The sequence below is a fragment of the Novosphingobium sp. KN65.2 genome, assembly GCF_001368935.1.
GTDB classification, from domain to species: Bacteria; Pseudomonadota; Alphaproteobacteria; order Sphingomonadales; family Sphingomonadaceae; genus Novosphingobium; species Novosphingobium mathurense.
Window position 1 is genome coordinate 37,557 of sequence record NZ_CCBH010000141.1, and the last position, 19,413, is coordinate 56,969.

The 19,413-nt window shown below is 62.5% G+C and carries 18 protein-coding genes; 8 read left to right on the forward strand and 10 right to left on the reverse strand.

Annotation, left to right across the window (positions count from 1 at the left end; translation table 11 throughout):
• Positions 1-130: 130 nt before the first annotated feature.
• From SPHV1_RS07185 to SPHV1_RS07195, 3 genes are all read left to right on the forward strand, one after another.
• A complete protein-coding gene (locus tag SPHV1_RS07185; protein WP_231634566.1) occupies positions 131-1,384 on the forward strand; it encodes an aminotransferase class V-fold PLP-dependent enzyme in 1,254 nt (417 codons plus the stop codon).
• 8 nt (positions 1,385-1,392) lie between these two features.
• Positions 1,393-2,907: a peptidase S10 gene (locus SPHV1_RS07190; RefSeq protein WP_231634567.1), complete on the forward strand. Its 1,515-nt coding sequence runs from the start codon at positions 1,393-1,395 to the stop codon at positions 2,905-2,907.
• Positions 2,908-3,038: 131 nt separating this feature from the next.
• Complete coding sequence (locus SPHV1_RS07195; RefSeq protein ID WP_054945350.1) at positions 3,039-3,671, forward strand: d(CMP) kinase; 633 nt, start codon at positions 3,039-3,041, stop codon at positions 3,669-3,671.
• A 77-nt stretch (positions 3,672-3,748) separates the two neighbouring features.
• Here the strand turns inward: SPHV1_RS07195 and SPHV1_RS07200 are convergent, their stop codons facing one another.
• From SPHV1_RS07200 to SPHV1_RS07225, 6 genes are all read right to left on the reverse strand, one after another.
• The gene (locus SPHV1_RS07200; RefSeq protein WP_054945351.1) at positions 3,749-4,627 is read right to left on the reverse strand and encodes a Rossmann-like and DUF2520 domain-containing protein; all 879 of its coding nucleotides are present in this window, start codon (positions 4,625-4,627) and stop codon (positions 3,749-3,751) included.
• Positions 4,628-4,680: 53 nt separating this feature from the next.
• Positions 4,681-5,847, reverse strand: coding sequence for an acyltransferase (locus SPHV1_RS07205; RefSeq protein ID WP_082430901.1), 1,167 nt, complete (start codon positions 5,845-5,847; stop codon positions 4,681-4,683).
• A 174-nt stretch (positions 5,848-6,021) separates the two neighbouring features.
• A complete protein-coding gene (locus SPHV1_RS07210) occupies positions 6,022-6,849 on the reverse strand; it encodes an SDR family NAD(P)-dependent oxidoreductase (RefSeq protein ID WP_054945352.1) in 828 nt (275 codons plus the stop codon).
• A 33-nt stretch (positions 6,850-6,882) separates the two neighbouring features.
• On the reverse strand, positions 6,883-7,377 hold the full coding sequence (locus SPHV1_RS07215) for a VOC family protein (RefSeq protein WP_054945353.1): 495 nt from the start codon (positions 7,375-7,377) through the stop codon (positions 6,883-6,885).
• A complete protein-coding gene (locus SPHV1_RS07220; protein ID WP_231634568.1) occupies positions 7,374-8,747 on the reverse strand; it encodes an aromatic ring-hydroxylating dioxygenase subunit alpha in 1,374 nt (457 codons plus the stop codon). The genes SPHV1_RS07215 and SPHV1_RS07220 overlap by 4 nt, the downstream gene beginning before the upstream one ends.
• A 283-nt stretch (positions 8,748-9,030) precedes the next feature.
• Positions 9,031-9,741 carry a TetR/AcrR family transcriptional regulator gene (locus SPHV1_RS07225; RefSeq protein WP_231634569.1) on the reverse strand — a complete coding sequence of 237 codons (711 nt, stop codon included), beginning with the start codon at positions 9,739-9,741 and terminating at the stop codon, positions 9,031-9,033.
• 121 nt (positions 9,742-9,862) lie between these two features.
• On the opposite strand from SPHV1_RS07225, the gene SPHV1_RS07230 reads away from it, so the two are divergent.
• Together SPHV1_RS07230 and SPHV1_RS07235 are read left to right on the forward strand one after the other, a co-directional pair.
• Positions 9,863-10,744, forward strand: a complete 882-nt coding sequence (locus SPHV1_RS07230; RefSeq protein ID WP_082430892.1) for an SMP-30/gluconolactonase/LRE family protein — start codon at positions 9,863-9,865, stop codon at positions 10,742-10,744.
• Positions 10,741-11,532: an enoyl-CoA hydratase/isomerase family protein gene (locus SPHV1_RS07235; RefSeq protein ID WP_054945355.1), complete on the forward strand. Its 792-nt coding sequence runs from the start codon at positions 10,741-10,743 to the stop codon at positions 11,530-11,532. Before SPHV1_RS07230 ends, SPHV1_RS07235 begins: the two co-directional genes overlap by 4 nt.
• A gap of 18 nt (positions 11,533-11,550) precedes the next feature.
• Here SPHV1_RS07235 and SPHV1_RS07240 read toward each other — a convergent pair whose 3' ends face one another.
• Positions 11,551-12,171: a DJ-1/PfpI family protein gene (locus SPHV1_RS07240; RefSeq protein ID WP_054945356.1), complete on the reverse strand. Its 621-nt coding sequence runs from the start codon at positions 12,169-12,171 to the stop codon at positions 11,551-11,553.
• Positions 12,172-12,483: 312 nt separating this feature from the next.
• Between SPHV1_RS07240 and SPHV1_RS07245 the strand changes: the two genes are divergently transcribed.
• Both SPHV1_RS07245 and SPHV1_RS07250 read left to right on the forward strand, forming a co-directional pair.
• A complete protein-coding gene (locus SPHV1_RS07245; protein ID WP_054945357.1) occupies positions 12,484-13,464 on the forward strand; it encodes a nitronate monooxygenase family protein in 981 nt (326 codons plus the stop codon).
• Positions 13,465-13,541: 77 nt separating this feature from the next.
• Positions 13,542-14,438 (forward strand): hypothetical protein, encoded by an 897-nt coding sequence (locus SPHV1_RS07250; protein ID WP_054945358.1) that lies wholly within the window; start codon positions 13,542-13,544, stop codon positions 14,436-14,438.
• Here the strand turns inward: SPHV1_RS07250 and SPHV1_RS07255 are convergent.
• The 3 genes from SPHV1_RS07255 to SPHV1_RS07265 are packed head-to-tail and all read right to left on the reverse strand — an operon-like array spanning position 14,347 to position 18,102.
• On the reverse strand, positions 14,347-15,501 hold the full coding sequence (locus SPHV1_RS07255) for a glycosyltransferase family 4 protein (protein WP_054945359.1): 1,155 nt from the start codon (positions 15,499-15,501) through the stop codon (positions 14,347-14,349). The two genes, SPHV1_RS07250 and SPHV1_RS07255, sit on opposite strands and share 92 nt — an antisense overlap.
• On the reverse strand, positions 15,498-16,859 hold the full coding sequence (locus SPHV1_RS07260; RefSeq protein ID WP_231634575.1) for a lipopolysaccharide biosynthesis protein: 1,362 nt from the start codon (positions 16,857-16,859) through the stop codon (positions 15,498-15,500). The genes SPHV1_RS07255 and SPHV1_RS07260 overlap by 4 nt, the downstream gene beginning before the upstream one ends.
• Positions 16,860-16,908: 49 nt before the next feature.
• Complete coding sequence (locus SPHV1_RS07265; RefSeq protein ID WP_054945361.1) at positions 16,909-18,102, reverse strand: hypothetical protein; 1,194 nt, start codon at positions 18,100-18,102, stop codon at positions 16,909-16,911.
• Between the two features lie 160 nt (positions 18,103-18,262).
• Between SPHV1_RS07265 and SPHV1_RS07270 the strand changes: the two genes are divergently transcribed.
• Positions 18,263-19,282 (forward strand): endonuclease/exonuclease/phosphatase family protein, encoded by a 1,020-nt coding sequence (locus SPHV1_RS07270; protein ID WP_369817877.1) that lies wholly within the window; start codon positions 18,263-18,265, stop codon positions 19,280-19,282.
• Positions 19,283-19,413 lie beyond the last annotated feature (131 nt).

The following is a 19,413-nucleotide window of genomic DNA, read 5'->3' on the forward strand; positions in this document are numbered from 1 at the left end:
GAAGGTACGGATCGCATTCGGGTTTCTGGCATCTCGGCGCCAGGATGCGCTCAAATTCCGCAATTCTTATGCGCAAGTCTTTCCCTAGGATGTGGAAATGATCGAGCGTCCCGATTCGCAGCAGTCCAAAATGTCCCGCAGGAATGTTCTGCGCGGTTCGGCCATGTTGCCGCTTGCACCTGCGCTGACGGGTGGAGCCTTGTCGGCAGCGAGCGTTTCGCCGACTACATCGGCTACCGCTTCGCTGGCGCGACCCGGCGAATTTGCGCCGATGGACAAGCTCTACCTCGACTCCGGCACGATGCATCCGGTCCCGCTGCCGGCGAAGGCGTCGCTCGACGCCTATCTTACCGCGCGTGCCGAAACGCGCTCATGGCCGACCGAGGAAGTGGAAGGCCGGATCAAGACCGCCTTCGCGCGATTGATCAATGCAGCTCCTGAAGATCTTGCATTCGTGCAGAGTACGACGGCGGGCGAGCAGCTTGTTGTCGAAGCCCTCGATCTGCCCGCTGCAGGGGGTAGCGTGGTGACCGACACGCTGCACTTCTTCGGCTCGTTCTGGCTGTATGAGCAACTTGCGAAGCAAGGGGTCGATGTGCGCTGGATCAGGCCTGTCGACGGCCGCATCGATCCTGAAGCCTACGAAAAAGCGATTGGGCCCGGTACCCGCCTCGTCAGTCTTTCGCTCGTGTCGACCTACAACGGCTTCGAACACGACCTCGCCCGCATCTGTGAAATCGCGCATGCTCATGGCGCCATGGTCTATGCCGATATCATCCACGCCGCAGGGACTGTGCCTATCGACGTGCGGGCGAGCGGCGTCGATTTCGCTGCCAGTGCCAGCTACAAGTGGCTCATGGGCGATTTCGGGCTCGGTTTCCTCTACGTTCGGCCCGACCGCCTGAAGGATCTGAAACGTCCGCGCTTCGGCTATTACCAGCTCGAACGGTTCAGGTCTCACGTCTACCCCTACGACAGTCCCGGGGAAACCGTCGCCGACATGGCCCCGCGCGACGACGCTGAGGGCATGTTTGCGATGGGAACGCGTTCGCACGGCGTCATGGCGCAGCTCGACTGGTCGCTGGCGCGCTTGCTCGAACTGGGCGTCGACCGGATCATGGCGCATCGCCAGCCTATGCTGCAACGGCTTCACGAGGCCTTGCCGCGCAAGGGCTATCGCGTCGCAACGCCTCGCGAATGCCGCAGCCCTCTGTTCACCTGTGTCTTGCCTGATGCCTACAAGCGCCTGTCCGAGCCGCTTGGGCAGGCGGGCCTGCACATCACGCTGAGCCGCAATCGCTTTCGCGTCTGTCCTTCCTGGTTCAACTCGATGGACGATATCGAACGACTCATCGACGCCTTGCCCATCCAGAAACCGGAATAACCAGCCCTATGCATTTCAGGCCCCTGCGTGCCAGCGTGATCGCGCTGAGCCTTGCCGTGATCCCTTCGGCATCCGTTTTCGCGCAGGACGAGAGCCTGCCGATGCCGCCGGTTTTCCTCAAGGCGATGGAAGCGATGGTGGAGCGCGACGCGCCGAGCGAGCGTGTCGTGACGACACGCCACAAGGGTGAATTCGGCGGTCGGTCGCTGCGCTACGATGCCATCGTGACGGAAAGCCCGGTCACCAACGACAAGGGCGAGAAGGCTGCTGTCCTTGTGACTTATGCCTATGTCGCGCGCAATGCCGGGCAAGCCGCGAAACGGCCGGTCCTGTTCATCTTCAACGGCGGCCCGGGCGCGTCCTCCTCGCCCCTGCATCTTTCGGCCTTCGGGCCCGTGCGTATTGTCGATAAGGAAGGCGGACAGCCTCGCCTTGCGAACAACCCATTCAGTCTGCTCGACGTTGCCGACCTCGTCTTCATCGATCCGCCCGGCACCGGCACGAGCATGCCGATCAAGGGCATCGATGCGACGAGCCTGTTTTCGGTAGATGGCGATGCACGGGCCGTTGCCGATGTCGTTCAGCGCTGGCGCGAGGCCAATGGGCGCACCGATTCCCCCTTTGCACTGGTGGGCGAGAGCTACGGGACCGCGCGTGCCCTTGCCATCCTCAACGCCGAGAACAAGGCCGATCAGCCATTGCCCGATGGCGTGGCGCTCCTGTCCCTTTCGATCGGAGACAGCAGCGGGCCAATCGTTTCGGACGTCACGCTGCTGCCGACCCTTGCCGCGGTTGCCTGGTATCATGGTGCGGTCGACCGGCAGGGCAGTTCGATCGAGGAGCATTTCGCGCAGGCCCGGGCCTTTGCGGAAGGCGACTATGCCAGGGCCCTGATCGCAGGTGCATCGCTTGCCCCTGCCGAACGTGCGCGGATCGCGCAGCGCCTGTCGGGTTTCATCGGCCTGCCTGCAGCGAAGCTGGAACAGGACGGACTGCAACTCGACAAGCCAGCGTTCATGCTCGGACTGCTGGCCGACAAGGGATTGCGGACGGGTCAACTCGACGGCCGGGCGACGAGGGCCATCGCCGAGTCCAACATGCACCCGCCTTTCGACGATCCGTCGATGACACTTGGTGCAGAGACCGGCGGCCTCATTTCCGAATATATCGAAAAGCAGCTCGGCTATGCTCTGCCGAGCCCATACCGAACGCTCAACCTCGGGATCAACTTCAAGTGGAACTGGGGGCGCGGAGAAGTCTACAGCACCGTGCGCTTTGCGCCTTATCTGGCCAAGGCGATGGAGGCCAAACCCGGCCTCAAGCTGATGACCGTTGGCGGATACTACGACATCACCACTCCGATTGCGGCAGGCCTGTTTGCCCTGGATCATGCCGGAATCGGCCCTGACAGGCGGACCTCGAAAGCCTATGCTGCGGGTCATTCGGTTTTCGAGGACGAGGGCGAACTGGCACGCCTCGCTGCTGACATGCGAACATGGGCGAAAACCCTCGGGAAACCTTGAGAGGCAGGTCCTGCGGCGGGTCTTGCTGCGCGATCGAAGTAATGCTCTCGCGCCGGTAATTGGCAAGCATTGCAAAGCCTGCTGCAGATCCCATCTTGATGGGGTGAGAACAGTCAGGAGGCGAAGAAGTCATGCTTATCGCCGTTGATGGTCCTATCGGATCGGGGAAAGGTTCGATCGCCAGGGGACTCGCGTGGCATTTTCAGGTGCCGTACCTCAAGACCGGGTTGCATTACCGCGCAGTTGCGCGGCAGGTCATCCTCAACGGGGGCTGTGTCGATAACGAGGACGACGCGCTGGCGGCCTGCGATTTTCCGATGGGGTTGTTGGGTGAGCCGCACTTGCGCTCCGAACTGGTCGCGGACCTGGCCAGTCGCGTCGCTGTGTTCCCCTCGGTGCGGCAGGCCCTGTTCCAGCGACAATGGGTCTTTGCGCACAGGAAAGGTGGCGCTGTCCTTGAAGGCCGCGACATCGCCACCGTTATCGCGCCCGATGCCGATGCGAAGATCTTCGTTACCGCCAATCCCGACATACGCCTGCGCCATCGCTTCAATGAGCTGCTCGAGATGGAATACCCCATCGAGCTCAAGGAACTGGCTGCTGAAGTCACCGCGCGCGACTTCAGGGACGAGAGCCGCGAGCAGGCGCCCCTGCGCATGTGCAGGGATGCGATCCTGATCGACACGTCGGCTCTATCCCCGCGCGACGCGATCTCGGCGGCAGTCGACCGGATCCGCAAAGGATACCGCAACCAGCTGCATTGAGAACTGTGTAGCGGTCCGCTCCCGCACAGGAATGATCGACAAGGTTCCGGATGATGCGCAGTTGTAGCCGACAGGGCTCAGCCGAGCTCCGAGCGGACCCCGCCGAGCGGTAGGGGCGCTCCTTCAGTCTCCAGTTCATCCACTGTTGCCAGGGCCATCGCGCGATAGGCCGGCAGGACCTGCGGGCAATGTTCGACAAGGGCTGCGATATGCCGGCCGATCGTTTCGCGGTCACCTCTCAGCACCGGACCGGAAAGCGCATCGAACCCACGTGCAAGGCTGTTCTCCAGCGCAGCGCGCACGAGCGGGGCCAGCATGGCATAAGGTTCGGCCACTCCCGCGGCGGAGAGGATGTGCGAGGAACCGGCCAGCAGGGTCACGAGGTGATTGGCCGCGTGGCACAAGCCTGCGTGGTATAGAGCGCGGCGGTCCTCGGTGATCTCCGCTGCGACGCCTCCCAGCTCGGCGACGATCTGCCTGGCCATGTCCCACGCGCGGTCGCTAGATCCGGTGATAGCGAAGTAGGCGCCTGTCATTCGCGTTACTTCCTCCTGCGGATTGCCGGTGAAAGTCATGGCCGGGTGAATCGCCGCGGTCAGCGCGCATTTTTCGCGCAGGGGATCGAGCACGGCTGCGCCGCTGCGGCCGCTGACATGGAAGACGAAGGGCATATGTCCGGCAGGGATGAGGGTTGCCATCTTCTCGATGACAGAGGCGACAGCATCGTCGGAGACGGCGATCGCGATGATGTCGCTGGCTTCAACGAGATCGGCCATCGTATCGCTTGCATGGGCCTGCCTTCCGATCCGCGATACGGCCTCTTCGCGTCCGGTGGCGGTACGCCCCCAAATCAGCGGCGGGGACAAGGTGTTTGCGCCGAGGCCAAGCGCGAGCGCCTGAGCGACGCGTCCCGTGCCGATAATGCCGATCCGGCGATTTGCAGAATTGCCCGTCATGCCCGCGCTGTACCAGCCTGATGGCCGTTCATGCGAGAGGAGATTATTGTTTCTTAACCCAGGTGGGCAGGGCTTACCGGTTCTGCCGGGGCAGCATTTGCCAGGGGCGATACAGCAGCCGGTTTGCGTGCCTTGAGCCGTCCTCCGCTCAGCATCTCGGCCAGGCCCGGCGCGCACCATTGCAGGAACCGTCCGATGGCAACGATACAGACGAGCACCATGACCGGCTGAAGCAGCAGGTAGACCGGATAGGCTGGCGCCCCGAGCTTTCCGAAGATCTGGCCGAGCAGCGGGCCAGCCAGCCACATGAAAACGAGGTGACCGCAGAAGATGAGGAAAGCGAAAGGCTCTATCTTCAGAAGCAGGCTGCGGGCTGGCGACTTCGCAAGAGCCCATGCCAGGCGCCAGAAGAACAGCGATGCCGTGACGCGCATCACTATGTCGAAGCTGGCGATCAAGGCGCCGGTTCTGGGCATATCGGGCGCCATGACCAGCCAGAGCTGAACCGGCAAAAGTACCGCAAAGGGAGCGATGGCAAGGCCGAGCGGCCAGGCCGCCGCGCGTTCGGCAAGGCCGGCGCGGCGGGCGGCGATCCCGAGGCCGAAGAACATGACAATGGCCGGGCGCAGGATCAGCGGCGCGCCGAATCCGAACACCTGACCAGCTGCAGCCAGTGCGATCACCAATGCCAGAGACCGGCCGCTCATGCGCAACAGCATTGGCGCCATGACCATGCACACGAAAAGGTCGCGCAGGAACGGCATCTGCACGTTGACGTCGGGATTGCGGGTGAGGATGAAGACTTCCTCCAGAACCCAGCTGACCGAAGGCGGCGTCGGGGCGGGAAGGGTGAACAGCCAGGCGGTTCCGCAGACCAGCACGAGCGCTATCACGTTCCATGCAATCATCGGCACGACGATCGTGCGCGCCTTGCGTTCGACATGTGCCAACCAGTTGCGCGTTCTGGGTGAGCCGGCAACGAGCCAGCCCGAAATCAGCCCGAGCAGGGGCACTGCGCTGCGCCCGAAGGCTTCCATCAGGAACCAGCGCAGGTTTTCCTGCGCCGTTCCGCGAGCCAGTTCGAGATCGTGGCCGCCGAGCCCTGTCCAGGCGTGAACGTACACAACGCCCAGGATGCAGATCACCCGGGCGATGGAAATCGCATCATGGCTCAGGACGGCCCGTGAGCCGAACCTGTCGACAGGACGAGTTTCATGAATTCGTGCGGACAAGTCATCCAATCCCGGTTCTCGAACCGTTGCACGAAGAGCAGTTGGACGCGAATTGCCACTGAAATCTGGCACGCTGCCCGGGAAATCGGGTGAGACGCCCAAGCTGTGCAGCTTGGGCGCTAACCATCCATCTCGCGGAAATCAGCGACTGCTGACCTGCGGTCAGTACTTCACGTTGCGGGTGAAGCCCCCGTCGACCGTGAGGTTCACGCCCGTAATCCAGGAGGCGCGAGCCGAGGCCAGGAACAGCACGGCATCGGCGATCTCGTCCGGGCGGCCGAAGCGTCCGGCAGGATGTTTGGTGCGGTTTGCCTCGTAGTAATCGGGCATTTCCTTTTCGAGGAAGCCCCAGCTACCGTCCGGAATGTAGACCGGACCAGGGCAGACACAGTTACAGCGAATGCCGTCTTTCATGTAATCGATAGCAAGCTGATGCGTGTAGTTGATCAGCGCGGCTTTCATGGCGCCATAGCTCAGGCCGGCTTCGCCGAAAGCGTGGTTCTCGATGGCGGTGATCGTCGACATCTGGACGAAAGCGCCAGCGCCGGCTGCCTTCAGGTGGGGCAAGGCTGTGTCGAACATTGCGACGGCGGACAGCAGGTCGACGTTGTAGTTGATGTCCCAGCCCTTGCGGCTGCGGGGGATGCCGCCCAGTGCGCTGGCGTTCGAGACGACGATGTCGATCCCGCCCATGTCCGAAGCGGCCTTTTCCACCCATTGGGTGACCTGGTCGAAGTAGCCGCAGTCTACTACCGAACCATAGACCTCGCCTCGCGAGGACAGCGCTGCCACGGCATCTTCCACGCCGTCACCATGGAGTGGGTTGGCGAACACGCTTTCATCGCTGGGATTGTTCTCAACCGAGCGCGCACGCCGTCCGCAGAACGAGACTATCGCACCCTCGTCGAGGAACTGCTCGACAATCTTGCGCCCGATGCCGCGGGTGGCAGCGCTGACGATTACCTTCTTGCCCTTCAGCTCGAGGTCCATTCTTCTCTCCCGATTTGCTGTTATCGCGCCGGCTCAGATCGGCTCGACGTTGTCGTTTTCGTGTATTTCCATGATCTCGAAAATGTTGCCGAAGTAGTCGCGACCGTAAGTGGCTGCGTACCCGACCTTTTTGCCGTTCTCGTCGACCGAGATTGTCGAGAGATCGGGCGGCGTGTGAAACGTCAGGCCGGCTTCGACCATCTTCTCGTATACCGCCTGGATGTCGTCCACCTGCAGCCCGATGTGGGTGTAGCCGTTAAGGTTGACGGGACGGTTCGCGTCGACTGGCGGCGACTTGGGGCTGAGATATTCGAAGACTTCGATATTGACGTTTTTCAGGCGGGCCATGAACGACTTCGCCGACGACCGGTCCAGCCCGACGATGGCGTCGATCCACGCATTGCCCGGTTCCCACTCGGCCGTGGAGACTTCCTCGGCGCCCAGCAGATCGATGTAGAACTTGCGGGCAATGCCGATGTCCGGGACCGACAGGGAGACATGATGGACTGCCTGGAGGTGCTCTTTCACTTGAGGCCCTCCAGATACTTGTCGAGCGTATCGTGCAGGTGGCGGATGCGCGATTCCTGGTAGATCGACAGGGTCTCGGCTCCCTTGCCGCTCGCGTACATGCCTTCGCGCTGCCAGCGCATGATGTCGGTATCCTGATCGAGCACGCTGGCCAGAAACGCGTCCATGCTTTCAACGGCAGTGAAGCTGTCGTGTTCACCGATTACCTGGACTTCGGCGACTTCGTAGTCTCCGTCGAGCGGCTTGGGATGAAGGACGTACTGGTCGAAAGTGGAGCGGTCGCGGTCGTGACCGTCCGGCCTGAATTGCTGGACGAGGCACAGGCCCGGCGCCGGATAGACGAGCAGGTTCGGGAAGACGTGGTACTTCAGCGAGTCGATCATCTCCGGCACTGAATGGTTCGAGTAGTCGAGGCCGTACTGGTCCTGCATCTGTTCGCGAAGCTGCTGCGCCATGACCCAGCGGGCGGTCTTGCCTTCAGGCACTTTCGCGCGATCGCCCACCATCTTGCCATCGCCCACCAGCATCGTGTCGAGCAGGTCCTGCTGGCTCATCTGCTGTCTGGAGGTCGGGCTGGGGGATGCCATCGCGCACAGATCGCGGCTGACGTGATCCGAGAAGATATCGTGCTGCATGTTGTGGTCGCCCACCACATTCGTCATCTCGGGGTGAACGTAAGGGGTGTGGTAGGCCTCCATGAAAGCTTCCATCGACAACTTCCAGTTGCCCGGCAGATGCTTGCGCACATGGGTTGCGACATACCAACCGGTGAGGTCCCAGTTCTTGAAGTGCTCCGGCAGCACCTCGAGGTAATCGACCAGCGGCGCAGCTTCGCTATCGAAGTTGATGAAGATCATGCCGTTCCAGCTGGCCACCTGAACTTCGGCAAGACCTGCACGCTCGCGATCGACCTGGGGGAACTCGAAGTCGCAGGGAATGGCTTTCAGCGAGCCGTCGAGGTTCCACTGCCAGTTGTGAAACGGACAGGTGATATTGGCCGACCAGCCGCAGGAGCCCGATGCCTTGAGCTTGGTGCCGCGGTGGAGGCAGGAATTGTAATAGGCTTTCAGCCCGCTTTCACTGCGAACGATCAGAACGGACATGCGGCCGATGTCGTAGACGAAATAGTCGCCGACTTCCGCGACATGTTCCTCGCGGCAGGCGAATTGCCAGACACGCTTCCACATGCGCTCCATCTCAAGTTCGAAGAAGTCGGGATCGGTGTAGCGCGCAAATGGTATGTCGCGCAGGTTCTGCGTCGGATTCGACTGCTTTGCGAGAACCTCGGGCAATTCTCCGTCACGTCTTGCTACGTCGGCCCAAGTATTGCCCGGATAGCGATCGCGCATGATCTTCTGGATATCGTTCATGAGCCTTGTCCTCTCCCAAGAGTAAAGCTACAAAAATGAATATGAACTCATGTTCTGTTTGATCGGAGAATGAAGGGAGATGCGGCGTGGGTCAACAAGGCAAAAGGATAGGGTGGGGCCGGAAAGCCGGTGCGGCCGAATCGACATGCTCACTCAGCCGTCAGAACTGCATCCCGAATTCGATTCAGCGCGCGCGCCCTCCTGAGTGGAATCGGGGGCGACCCGGGAATTTCGCATGCGCGGCAACGGCGGCAAGTCAGGAAGCTTGGTGCGCGGGGTGCCGTTATTCCTCTATGCCCAGATACCGCAGGGACATCTTGAATGCCTCTTCAGCAAAGGCCGTGTCGGTTACTTTCAGACCCTCGCCCAGTTCGCCACCTGCCGGCAAGACCGACCAGACTACGGCGCCCCGGATAATCGAATGGAGGTAAAGCACCTGCCTGCGCAATTGCGCCGCATCGCGCTCGGGCATCTTCTCAACGAGTCGGTCGGCGATCAGGCTTGCGACGATTTCGTTGGCGCCGCTCTGGTCCTTGTGCACGTTCGGGTCTTCCAGCCGTCTGCGCTCGATCAGGCGAAGCAGTCCGGAATCGACGGTGAAGGCACTGAAGACGATGTCGAGGTGAAGTCCGATCAGTTCTCGCGGGCTTGCGGCAAGCGCTTCGGCAGAGGTGCAAAGCTCGCTGATCTCACGCATCCGGCAAGTTCGGTATCCCGATACTATCGCCGTCAACAAGGCCTCCTTGTCGGCGAAATGCTGGTAGACGGTTCCGACCGGGACGCGCGCATGCTTGGCAATATCGGATACGCGCGTGGCATCGAAGCCGGATTCCGAGAACAGCGTCACGGCCGAGGTCACGATGCGGCTGAGCGAATCCCGGCTGCGCTGCTGCTGGGGCTTGGTGAAAATCTCGCTGCTTTCCATCCAGCGGACGGGGTCCTGCTCGAAGGCGATGGAGCCAAACGGGGCGTCGGATACACGATGCAAAATCACTTCAACGACCTAGCGGGGCGCGGCCGCCTTGACCAGCGCTGCCGAAACCGGGGCGCACCTGACACATTCGCGAAGTGCAAGCGACAGCCAGTGCGTGGATAACGCCAGTCGGGAGAGACTTATGCAAACAACCCAGGTCACTGATTTTGAATTGATCGCGCAAGGCTTCGATTTCGTGGAAGGACCGCGCGTATCACCCGAGGGCGACATCTGGTTTGCCGACCTCACAGGCACTGGCGTGTTCCGCCAAAGGGCCGGGCATGAACTGGAATCCATGATCCCCGGAAGACAATGGGTAGGCGGAATCCTTTTCGACGAATCGGGAATGGTTCTGTGCAGTGGACGGGACGGAATCGTCGCCCTCGATCCGGACAGCGGAAAGACGCGCGAGATACTCACCCACATCGAAGACAGGCCTGTCATCGCGGTCAACGATATGGAAGGAGACGGGCGCGGAGGGTTCTTCGCCGGGACGATCGATTTCGTTTCGATCATGGAAAAGGGTGAGGCCCCTTCGCCGGGGCTGTTCTTCCACATGTCGGCGGACGGCGCGATTACGGTTCTGCGCCGGGATGTATTTGCGTCCAACGGGATCGCCATGAGCCCGTGCGGAAAGTGGCTCTATCACTCAGAGACTTCGCGCGGTATCTGGCGCTATCCGCTGGGACCGGATGGCATGCCGGGCGACGCAGAGCTGCTTGTCGGACTGGAGGACAGCGACGGTCTGGTCGCCGATGAGCAGGGCAATCTCTGGCTGGCTTGCTGGAGCAGCGGAAAGCTCATGCAGTTTTCGGCTGATGGGACGTGTCTTGGAGCCTTGGGTTTCCCCTATCCGCATATAGTCAGCCTTGCCTTTGCCTCGGACGATCCATCGAGTCTGGTCATCGCGACAGGCGGTAACGCCGATGTCCCGCAGGCCGGTGCCGTACTGAAATTGCAAGTCGATGTCCCCGGACTGCCCGGCGCGCTGACTCGGTTGAAGGTTCTGGAGGAAGATCTGTGATCGAACTTGAAAAGCTGGACCAGGGCATTGCCGTCCTTACGCTGGACCGCCCGCAGTCGGCCAATGCACTGACCTTGCCCATGGTTGCGCGCCTGCGCTCGACCATCGCGGCGTTGAATGACGACAGTCAGGTTCGCGTCCTTGTGCTTGCCGCTCGCGGCAAGGCGTTCTGCGCCGGTCTCGATCTCAAGGAAGTGCTCATGGGCGAAGACGCGCCGCAGGGCCCGATCGAGAACATGGACCTGCAGGAACGGTTCGCCGGATTGATGAGCGAAGTGGCAGGCGCCAGGTTCCCGGTCGTCGCCGCGATCAATGGTGCGGCGGTGGGAGCCGGGATGGGCCTTGCATTGGCAGCCGATGTCAGGATCATGGGGCCAGGCGCAAAGTTCCTCGTAGGCGCGGTCAAGGTTGCGCTGAGCGCGGGCGAATGCGGCATCAGTTATCACCTCCCGCGCCTGATCGGTGGCGGAAGGGCTTTCGAAATGATGCTGACCGGCCGCGCTGTCGATGCCGGCGAGGCCCATGCGATTGGCCTTGCCACGACACTGGCGGGTGAGGAAGACCTGCTTGACGCTGCTTTGAAGGTTGCGCGGCAGATCGCTGCCAACAGCCCTTATGCCATCAAGCATACCAAGCAGGTCATGCACGCGAACATCGATGCGCCCGGCCTCGAGGCGGCACTGGAATTGGAAAACCACGTCCAGTGCCTTGCTCTTGGAACCGAAGACTTCAGGGAAGCCTGCCGGGCATTTGCCGAGAAGCGCGTGCCGCAGTTCACGGGGCGTTAGGGGGCGCAGGCCGTGTGGTCAGGCGACGACAGCGAATTCTCCAGCCATTGCCTTGCTTACAAGGGAGACGGCACGCGCGACATAGTCGGCCTTTTCGCCGACCGGGGCGACGTAGTGCATGGCTTCTTCCGCCTCGCGCATCGAGGCTCCACGTGCGATGAGCCATGTCGCAAGGTACTGCGAAGCAAGGCAGCCACCCGCCGTTGCCACGTTGCCGTTCACGATGAAAGGAGCGTCGACGACGTTGACACCGGCTTCGATGACCCAGGGCTTGGTGGTCAGGTCGGTGCAGGCGGGCAAGTCGCCGATCAGGCCGAGCCGGGCGAGAAGCAGGGTGCCGGAACATTGCGCGCCGATGATCTGTCGCGCGGGATCGAGGGTGATCTGCGCCAGCAGCCCGGCATCCTCTGCAATTTCGCGCGTCCTGATGCCGCTGCCGATCAGCACGGCATCGGCCTCGGCTGCGAATTCCAGAGGCTTCTGGCGGTGAACAGTCACACCGTTCATCGACGTGACCTGCTCGTGCGGCGAAGTGATGTGCGCCGCCCAGCCACGCGCCTTCATGCGATTGAGGATGGCGGCCGCCACGAACGAGTCCAGTTCATTGAACCCATCGAAGGTGAGGACCGCTATCTGCACGAATGTCTCCTGTTGGCATGTTCACAATGATCCGGGCGCCATGGCACGAAGATGGCCATTATGCACGTCGGGACTGAACCCGGGTCACTGATGACGATGAACTACGCACATGCCGCGGTGAGCATCGTGCATCGGCAATGCGCTGTCTGGATTTGCGTGTTGTGACGTTCGCACGATGGCGAATCGCTTTCTTGAACGGCCTCCACCGGAGGTGGGGTGATTGACGGTTTCGGGCGTCGGTTCCTCGGTCGGAGGACCGGTGCTGCAAATGCGCGCAGCGACAGGGCGCGTAATCATGAGAGAGGTGAATTAATGGCGCTCAAGACCAGGATTACCGAACTGCTGGGTATCAAACACCCCGTTGTCCAGGGGGGCATGATGTGGGTCGGTCGTGCCGAATTGGCCTCGGCGGTTTCCAACGCCGGCGGTCTTGGCATCCTAACGGCGCTGACCCAGCCCACGCCGGACGACCTGCGTCGCGAGATCGATCGCTGCCGGTCGATGACCGACAAGCCCTTTGGCGTGAACCTGACGATCCTGCCTTCCGTCAGTCCACCGCCTTATGCCGAGTATCGCAAGGCGATCATCGATAGCGGCATCACCATCGTCGAGACTGCGGGCGGCAAGCCGCAGGAGCATATCGACGATTTCAAGGCTTACGGCATCAAGGTCCTGCACAAGTGCACGTCGGTCCGGCACGCGCTTTCGGCTGAGCGGATGGGGGTGGACGTTATCTCGATCGACGGCTTCGAATGCGCCGGGCACCCGGGAGAGGACGATGTGCCGGGGCTGGTCCTGATCCCTGCCGCTGCGGACAAGGTGAAAGTGCCGATGCTCGCGTCCGGCGGTTTTGGCGATGGGCGCGGGCTTGCTGCGGCGCTGGCACTGGGCGCAGACGGTATCAACATGGGCACTCGTTTCTGCGCCACGCGCGAAGCGCCCATCCATGAGAACGTCAAGCAGTTCATCGTCTCCAACGATGAACGCGCAACGAACCTCATATTCCGCAAGTTCCGCAATACCGGGCGTGTCGCCAAGAACAGCGTATCGGACAAAGTCATCGAGATTTCTGCAGCTCCCGGTGCCGAGTTCAAGGACATCCAACCTCTCGTGGCCGGTGCGAAGGGGCGGCTGGCGCTGGAAACCGGCGATCTCGATGCCGGGCTGGTCTGGGCGGGGCAGGTTCAGGGGCTGATCCACGACATACCGAGCTGCGATGAACTGGTGGACCGGATCGTGACCGATGCGGAACGGATCATTCGCGGCCGGCTTGGGGCGATGCTGGAGGGCTAATACGCGCAGGTCCCGCCCCGGTCGGTCTGGCGGCCGCAGGATTGCGCAGACGCGTGCCCCTGCTAAGGCGTTTCGCCATGCCAAGACGTAAGGATATCTGGACTTGCGGGATCGCAATGCAGCCGGTCGAAGCGGTGCTGGAATCCGGCATCGCCGCGGACAAGGTGCGCTGGCTCGGTGCCGAACCCGAGTTTACATTCCTTGCCGATCCCTTCGGATATCGCTTCGGCGACCACCTGCACCTTTTCGCAGAACAGTACGATTATCGCACCCGGCATGGTGTCATCGAAAGGCTCACCTTCGATGGCGGCTTCGACCTTGTGGAACGCAAGCTCGTCCTGCGTGAGCCCTGGCATTTGTCCTATCCTTTCGTGTTCGAAGGGGAGGGGGCCACCTGGATGTTGCCTGAAGCGCACCGCTCGGGCCGTCTGACACTCTATCGTGCCTGCGGCGAGCTTGAGGACTGGCGCGCGGAATGCGAAATCGCGCTTGATTGCGTGCCGGTCGATGCCTCGATCCTGCGCTACCGGGATCGCTGGTGGCTGCTCTATTCATCAGCGGCAAGCAAGGCCGACAAGCTCGGCTCGCTGCATGTCGCCTGGGCTGAAACACTATGCGGGCCATGGACGCCGCATCCCGGAAACCCCGTCAGGCTGGACAGGGCTTCCTCACGGCCCGGCGGGACGCCGGTGCTGCTTGGTGACAGGATCATGCTGCCGGTGCAGGACTGTGTGCGCACCTATGGCGCCGCGATCCGGCCCTTGTGGATCGACCGGCTGGACGAGAACGGCTTTCAGGCCGAGGCCGGAACACCGCTGACGGTGCCAGCCGATGCGCCGCAGCCTTGCGAGGGCATGCACACGCTGACGGCGTGCGGGGACGTTACCCTGTTTGACGTGAAGACGGTCGATCGCTCGCTTGCCGGGTTGGCGCTCGATCTTCGCCGCTCGCTGGGTGGATTCGCTGCCAGATAGCACGGCCCTTCGCTTCGAAGCGTTGCTTGGAAAAGCGGTCGAACATGTCAGCGCGTGCGGCCTTGCCCATCGCGGCCAGAGCGCTTGGATCGGACAGGGCTTGGCGCAGGGCCTTGGCCAGCGCATCGACGTCGCCCGGCGGTGCCAGCCAACCATTGCGCGTCGGAGCGATGGAGAAAGGTAACTCGCCCACGCTCGATGCAATCGTCGGGAGCGCCGCTGTCAGCGCTTCGTGAGCGGCAATGCAGAAACCTTCCGAACGCGAGGGCTGCAGGTAAAGGTGCTGGCCGGACAGGAAACCGCGCGGGTCGCTGGTATAACCGGCAAGCCTGAGGTTGGTTACGCCAGCTTGCGACGCCTGCGCCATCAGGGCGCTGGCCTGGTCGCCGTCGCCGGCGATGACGATTTCCACCGGGACGGGTGGTTCGAAACCTTGGGTACGCAGGCGCGCCAGTGCGTCCACCAGCACATCATAGCCCTTCACCGGGTGAAGCCGGCCCAGACTGCCAAGGCGCAGCGGTTCTCCCGGCGTCCATGCCTTCGCTTCGGGCATGGCGGGATCGGCGAAATAGATCGGCCAGGTCTCGAGGCGTCCGGCTGGAACCTTCAAGCGCCTTTCGGTGAGTTCGGCGACCGATTGCGAGTCCGCCACCCAGAGCTGGGCTCGGCCCTGCAACTGGCGCATGAGCCGCCGGTTCCACGGTTTGAGAAATGCTGCATGCTGCCATGAAACCACCGGCAGGCCGAGCATGGGGCCAACGATCAGCCCGAGGATCGTGGCGCGGCTGAGCGATGTCCACAAGTGGGTCGCTCCCCAGCTACGCACTTCCTTCATGAGCCACCGGGCGGCGGCGAAGTGGTCGGTCTCACCGCCATCGCGCACCGCCGGTTCGAGCCCGGCGGCGACTATCGGTGGCAGCGCGCGGCCGTCACGACGGGTGAGCGCGAAGACGCGCACATCGGCACCGGCGCTGCGCAGGACTTGCGTTACCGCGGGAACCGGCAGGGCCGCTCCACCACCTTCGACGGAGTTGATGACATAGGCGATGCGCGGACGGGTCATAGCTTCCTGCTGCTGTGCCAGACGAAGTAGACCAGCAGGCTGCTGGCCAGCAGGGCTTGCCCCACGGCCTGGATGCCTGCGCCCATCAGTCCGTAGCGGTGGAGCAGCCAGGGCAGTACCGGAAGGAAGACGAGGCTGGAAAACAGGTTGGCGCTCATCGATCGGGCCGGGTGACCCAGCGCAGAAATCGCCGAAGTGCAGGATGGCCCGATGAGGGCGATCCCGCGTGCGGCGACCAGCACGACCATCAGGCCAGACGCAGCGGCGAAGGCCGGGCCTGCCAGAAGTCCGACTATGGCAGCAGGGAAGGCCGCGACGATCACCACAACCGGAAGCGCGGCGAGCAGGCTGATCCCGACTACCTTGGCAAGGGTCTGGCGCAGCGGCTTGCCGCCGCCGCCGCCGGCGACGATGTGGGCCAGCTCAGCGTAAGAGGTGTTGCCCAGGATCTGTGCGGGCTGGGCAATGATGACGGTGGCGCGCTGGGCGACCGCGAAGAGGCCGGCCGAGGCAGGCCCCATGATCCAGCCGATGATGAGCGGTGCGATCCGTCCGGCCAGTTCGCTCAGCGTGACATCTGCATTGCTGGCGATCAGGAAGCGCCAGATGCCAGGGTTGTCCAGCGCGACGTCACCTGCCTGCGGGTTCCACAGGCTCGCGCCGAGGCGGCGGGCGGCGAACCACAGACCCATCGCCCACAGGACCGCGAATTCGGCCAATGCCGCCAGCAGCCAGACGACGAGGAAGGACTTGATGCCCCATCCGAAGGCAATCACGATCAGCGCGCCGCCGAGGCGGACGATGGGCTGGACGAGGTTATGAAGCCCGATCAGGTCGAACCGCCCGATCAACTGGAGATAGCCCGAAGGGGTCGAGCGGATCGAACCGAGCACGGCGAAGGAATAGACCTGTGCGAAAGCCATGGCCTTGGGCGGCCAGCCCAGCTGCGGCCCGACGAACTGCGCGAGCGCCATGGCAGAAACGATGGCAAGAGCGCCGGCTGCCAGTTCCACTCCGGCGCCAAAGCGCAGCAGCCGGCCGAGCCGGTGGTTGTCGCCTTCGCGATCGGCCTCTGCACCGTAGCGCACGATGGCTTGCCAGGAGGGAAATTCGATGATGCCGCAAACCGTCGTGACATAGGCGTGGACGAGCACGAGCACGCCGTACTCGGTAGGGCCGAGAAAGCGCGTTGCCAGAACAAGGTAGACGAGGCTGATCAGGCCCGCCCCGGCCTTGCCCCCCACGACGAGTCCTAGTCCTTTGAAAATACGCTGTATTCGGCCGACGTGCGGCTCGACATCAGTAGGCAAGTGGGAATCCCGGAATTGGTCAGTTTCGGCCTGCGAGGCGGGGCCCATTTGCAACAAATGTGTGCCCATGACCAGAGACTAGATGCGCTTGCCGTGATCAGGCCGATACGAGGTACAGGTGGCGCCGGGATTTCTCGCGCCCATGTGCGAAGTCGACGATGGCCATGGCGGCCCTGACCGAGGAAGGCGTGTTGGTCAGGTCGAAGCTTTCGGCAAACATCTCTTCCTGAATCCGGCGATAGTGCGTTTCGTGCAGTTCATCGGCGCGAGAAAGGGCTGCCGGAAGCTGGTCGGGACTGACGATCACTTCGCCGGCATGCCAGTGGTGGAAGTTGGCATCGCCCATCCAGTCGTGCCGTTGCGAGTTGAGGAAGATGCAGGGGCGCGGCCGCAAAAGGAACTCGTAGATCTGGCTGCTGGCATCGCCGAGGTAGATGTCGGCGCCCAGGGTATAGGTCATGTCGGTGGAGGCGCGGCTGCCCAGATCGACATGGATGTTGTCGCCGCGAAGGAAGCGCTGCGGGATTTCTCCGGCCCGGTCGATGGTCAGCTTGTCGATCGTCACGACGAAACTGCGCTGGAACAGCATGACATGCGGCGCGAAGATCAGGCCGAGACGATCGTTGTCGACGAAGTGTTCGAAGACGCGGTGGCCGTGCCTGTACCACGAGGACAGGTGGGGCGATGGATGGGGGTTGTAGATCACGGTCCGCTGCGTGTCCGCCATGAAGCGATGCGGCTTCTTGTCGCGGGTGAGGTCGAACTTGGGATAGCCCACGATGGTGATGGCGTCAGGGGAAACATGGGCTTCCCGGATCAGGCGCTCGCGGATCTTGCGCCCGGAACACAGGACGTGATCGAAGCCCGCACTGGCCCTGTCGAAGCCAATGGCCCGGTCGCCTGCGCCGTGCCGGGTATGGATGATCGCAAGGTTATCGAGACCGTAACGCGTCTTGAGCAGGAGCGAGGTCTTCTCGGCGACCACGAGGACGTCGAGGCTTCGGAAGAAGTCCAGGTTGTCTCTGTATATCAGGATCTTCCGGGCAGGAATGACTTTGCCCAGCAGCGTGTCGAGACGGCGCGTCGCGGCGCAGGGCTCAAGCTGCACATGCTCGATCCGGGTGCCGATCCGGTCTCCGCCGATGCGCATGACTTCCCGGGTCAGCGCAGCATTGGTGGTGGCGACGACGATCTCGCCGTCGAAGCCTCCATCGGCGAGCGCCAGCGCGATCGGCAGACTGTGGGCGATCTGATGGATTTGGTCGTGGTTGAACAGGAAACCGATGCGCATGGTTCAATGACGCCGCGCCTTTCCAAAATCCACATGGCAGGTTTCACATTTTTTTCCCCGGATAGGGATTGGGGCCTGAGTGCGCGGGAGATTTCCCTCTCAGCTGAGGAGAGGACGGCCCGGTGGCGTCCTTGGGGCAGAGCTATTGGGAACCGGATCGATGAGGATGCTTCGCCTCGCCGCCGTGGCGGCGGTGTTCAGCGTATTGGCTGTCAATGTGGCAGGCGGAGCGCCTGCGGCCGTCGTGCCTGTGACCGGGGCGTCCGTCCCTGGCGAACCTTCTTCCGAACTTTCCGTCATGACCTACAACGTGAAGGGCCTGCCCTGGCCGGTCGCCTTGGGACGCTCCTCTGCCTTGCTGGAGATCGGTCGTCGGTTCCACCACTTGCGCGCGCAAGGAAAGCAGCCCCACGTCGTACTGTTGCAGGAGGCATTCATTCCCGAAGCGAAAGCCCTGGGCGCGATCGGCGGCTATCCCTACATGGTGACCGGGCCGCAACCGCGCGATTCATCGGCTGTGCCGACTCCGTCGCTCGATCAGGATTTCCGCGCCAGGGTCCATTGGGGCAAGGGTGAAGGCGAGGGAAAATGGGTGGATAGCGGGCTGGTCATCCTGTCCGATTATCCCATCGTCGCGGCAGCCAAGATGGCCTTCCCGCAAGACGCCTGCGCCGGGTATGACTGCCTTGCAACCAAAGGTGTCGTGCTGGCACGTATCAAGGTTCCCGGCGTCGACAAGCCGGTGACTGTCGTGGACACCCATCTCAATTCCCGCCACGCATCGGGCGTCTCTACGCACCGCGCCAACGAGGCCTATGTCTGGCAGATCGGGGCACTGCGCCAGTTCATTGCAGAGAAGGTCGATCCGGGATCTGACGTCATTTTCGGGGGCGACTTCAATCTGGGACACGACAGCGATCGCCTTGCAGCCGCAGCGCAAGGCGGCGGTCTTCTTCCCGGAAGTCATGAAGCCATAGCGACGATCTGGGGCCGGGCCGATCCGCCCTCGGACACCGATCTCAACTTCGTCCGCGACCGCGCGAAGGACAAGGAATACTTCCGGGCGGGGAAGGGAGCGCAACTGCATCTGACCGGTGTCGAGGTTCCCTTCGGTGCAGGCGCGGGTGGTTTCTCTTTGTCGGACCACCTGGGGTTCGTCGCCGACTTCAAGCTTCGCTGACGTTACCAAATTCCTGTCGCATTGTGCCAGGCATCGCGCGACAGGCGGCACGACCTGCCAAAAACCGTTACTAATTGCGTCTGAGGCAAGGTTCGAGGTTGAAAAGTGCGCGACTCTCGTCTGAGGAGGCG

Bases quoted from the DNA above. Each gene is read 5' to 3' on its own strand.
- SPHV1_RS07200 (WP_054945351.1), bottom strand. From the start codon at position 4,627: ATGACGGGCAATTCTGCAAATCGCCGGATCGGCATTATCGGCACGGGA.
- SPHV1_RS07260 (WP_231634575.1), bottom strand. From the start codon at position 16,859: ATGGGCCCCGCCTCGCAGGCCGAAACTGACCAATTCCGGGATTCCCAC.
- SPHV1_RS07210 (WP_054945352.1), bottom strand. From the start codon at position 6,849: ATGGACCTCGAGCTGAAGGGCAAGAAGGTAATCGTCAGCGCTGCCACC.
- SPHV1_RS07255 (WP_054945359.1), bottom strand. From the start codon at position 15,501: ATGACCCGTCCGCGCATCGCCTATGTCATCAACTCCGTCGAAGGTGGT.
- SPHV1_RS07250 (WP_054945358.1), top strand. From the start codon at position 13,542: ATGCCAAGACGTAAGGATATCTGGACTTGCGGGATCGCAATGCAGCCG.
- SPHV1_RS07195 (WP_054945350.1), top strand. From the start codon at position 3,039: ATGCTTATCGCCGTTGATGGTCCTATCGGATCGGGGAAAGGTTCGATC.
- SPHV1_RS07245 (WP_054945357.1), top strand. From the start codon at position 12,484: ATGGCGCTCAAGACCAGGATTACCGAACTGCTGGGTATCAAACACCCC.
- SPHV1_RS07230 (WP_082430892.1), top strand. From the start codon at position 9,863: ATGCAAACAACCCAGGTCACTGATTTTGAATTGATCGCGCAAGGCTTC.
- SPHV1_RS07265 (WP_054945361.1), bottom strand. From the start codon at position 18,102: ATGCGCATCGGTTTCCTGTTCAACCACGACCAAATCCATCAGATCGCC.
- SPHV1_RS07190 (WP_231634567.1), top strand. From the start codon at position 1,393: ATGCATTTCAGGCCCCTGCGTGCCAGCGTGATCGCGCTGAGCCTTGCC.
- SPHV1_RS07220 (WP_231634568.1), bottom strand. From the start codon at position 8,747: ATGAACGATATCCAGAAGATCATGCGCGATCGCTATCCGGGCAATACT.
- SPHV1_RS07185 (WP_231634566.1), top strand. From the start codon at position 131: ATGTCCCGCAGGAATGTTCTGCGCGGTTCGGCCATGTTGCCGCTTGCA.
- SPHV1_RS07270 (WP_369817877.1), top strand. From the start codon at position 18,263: ATGAGGATGCTTCGCCTCGCCGCCGTGGCGGCGGTGTTCAGCGTATTG.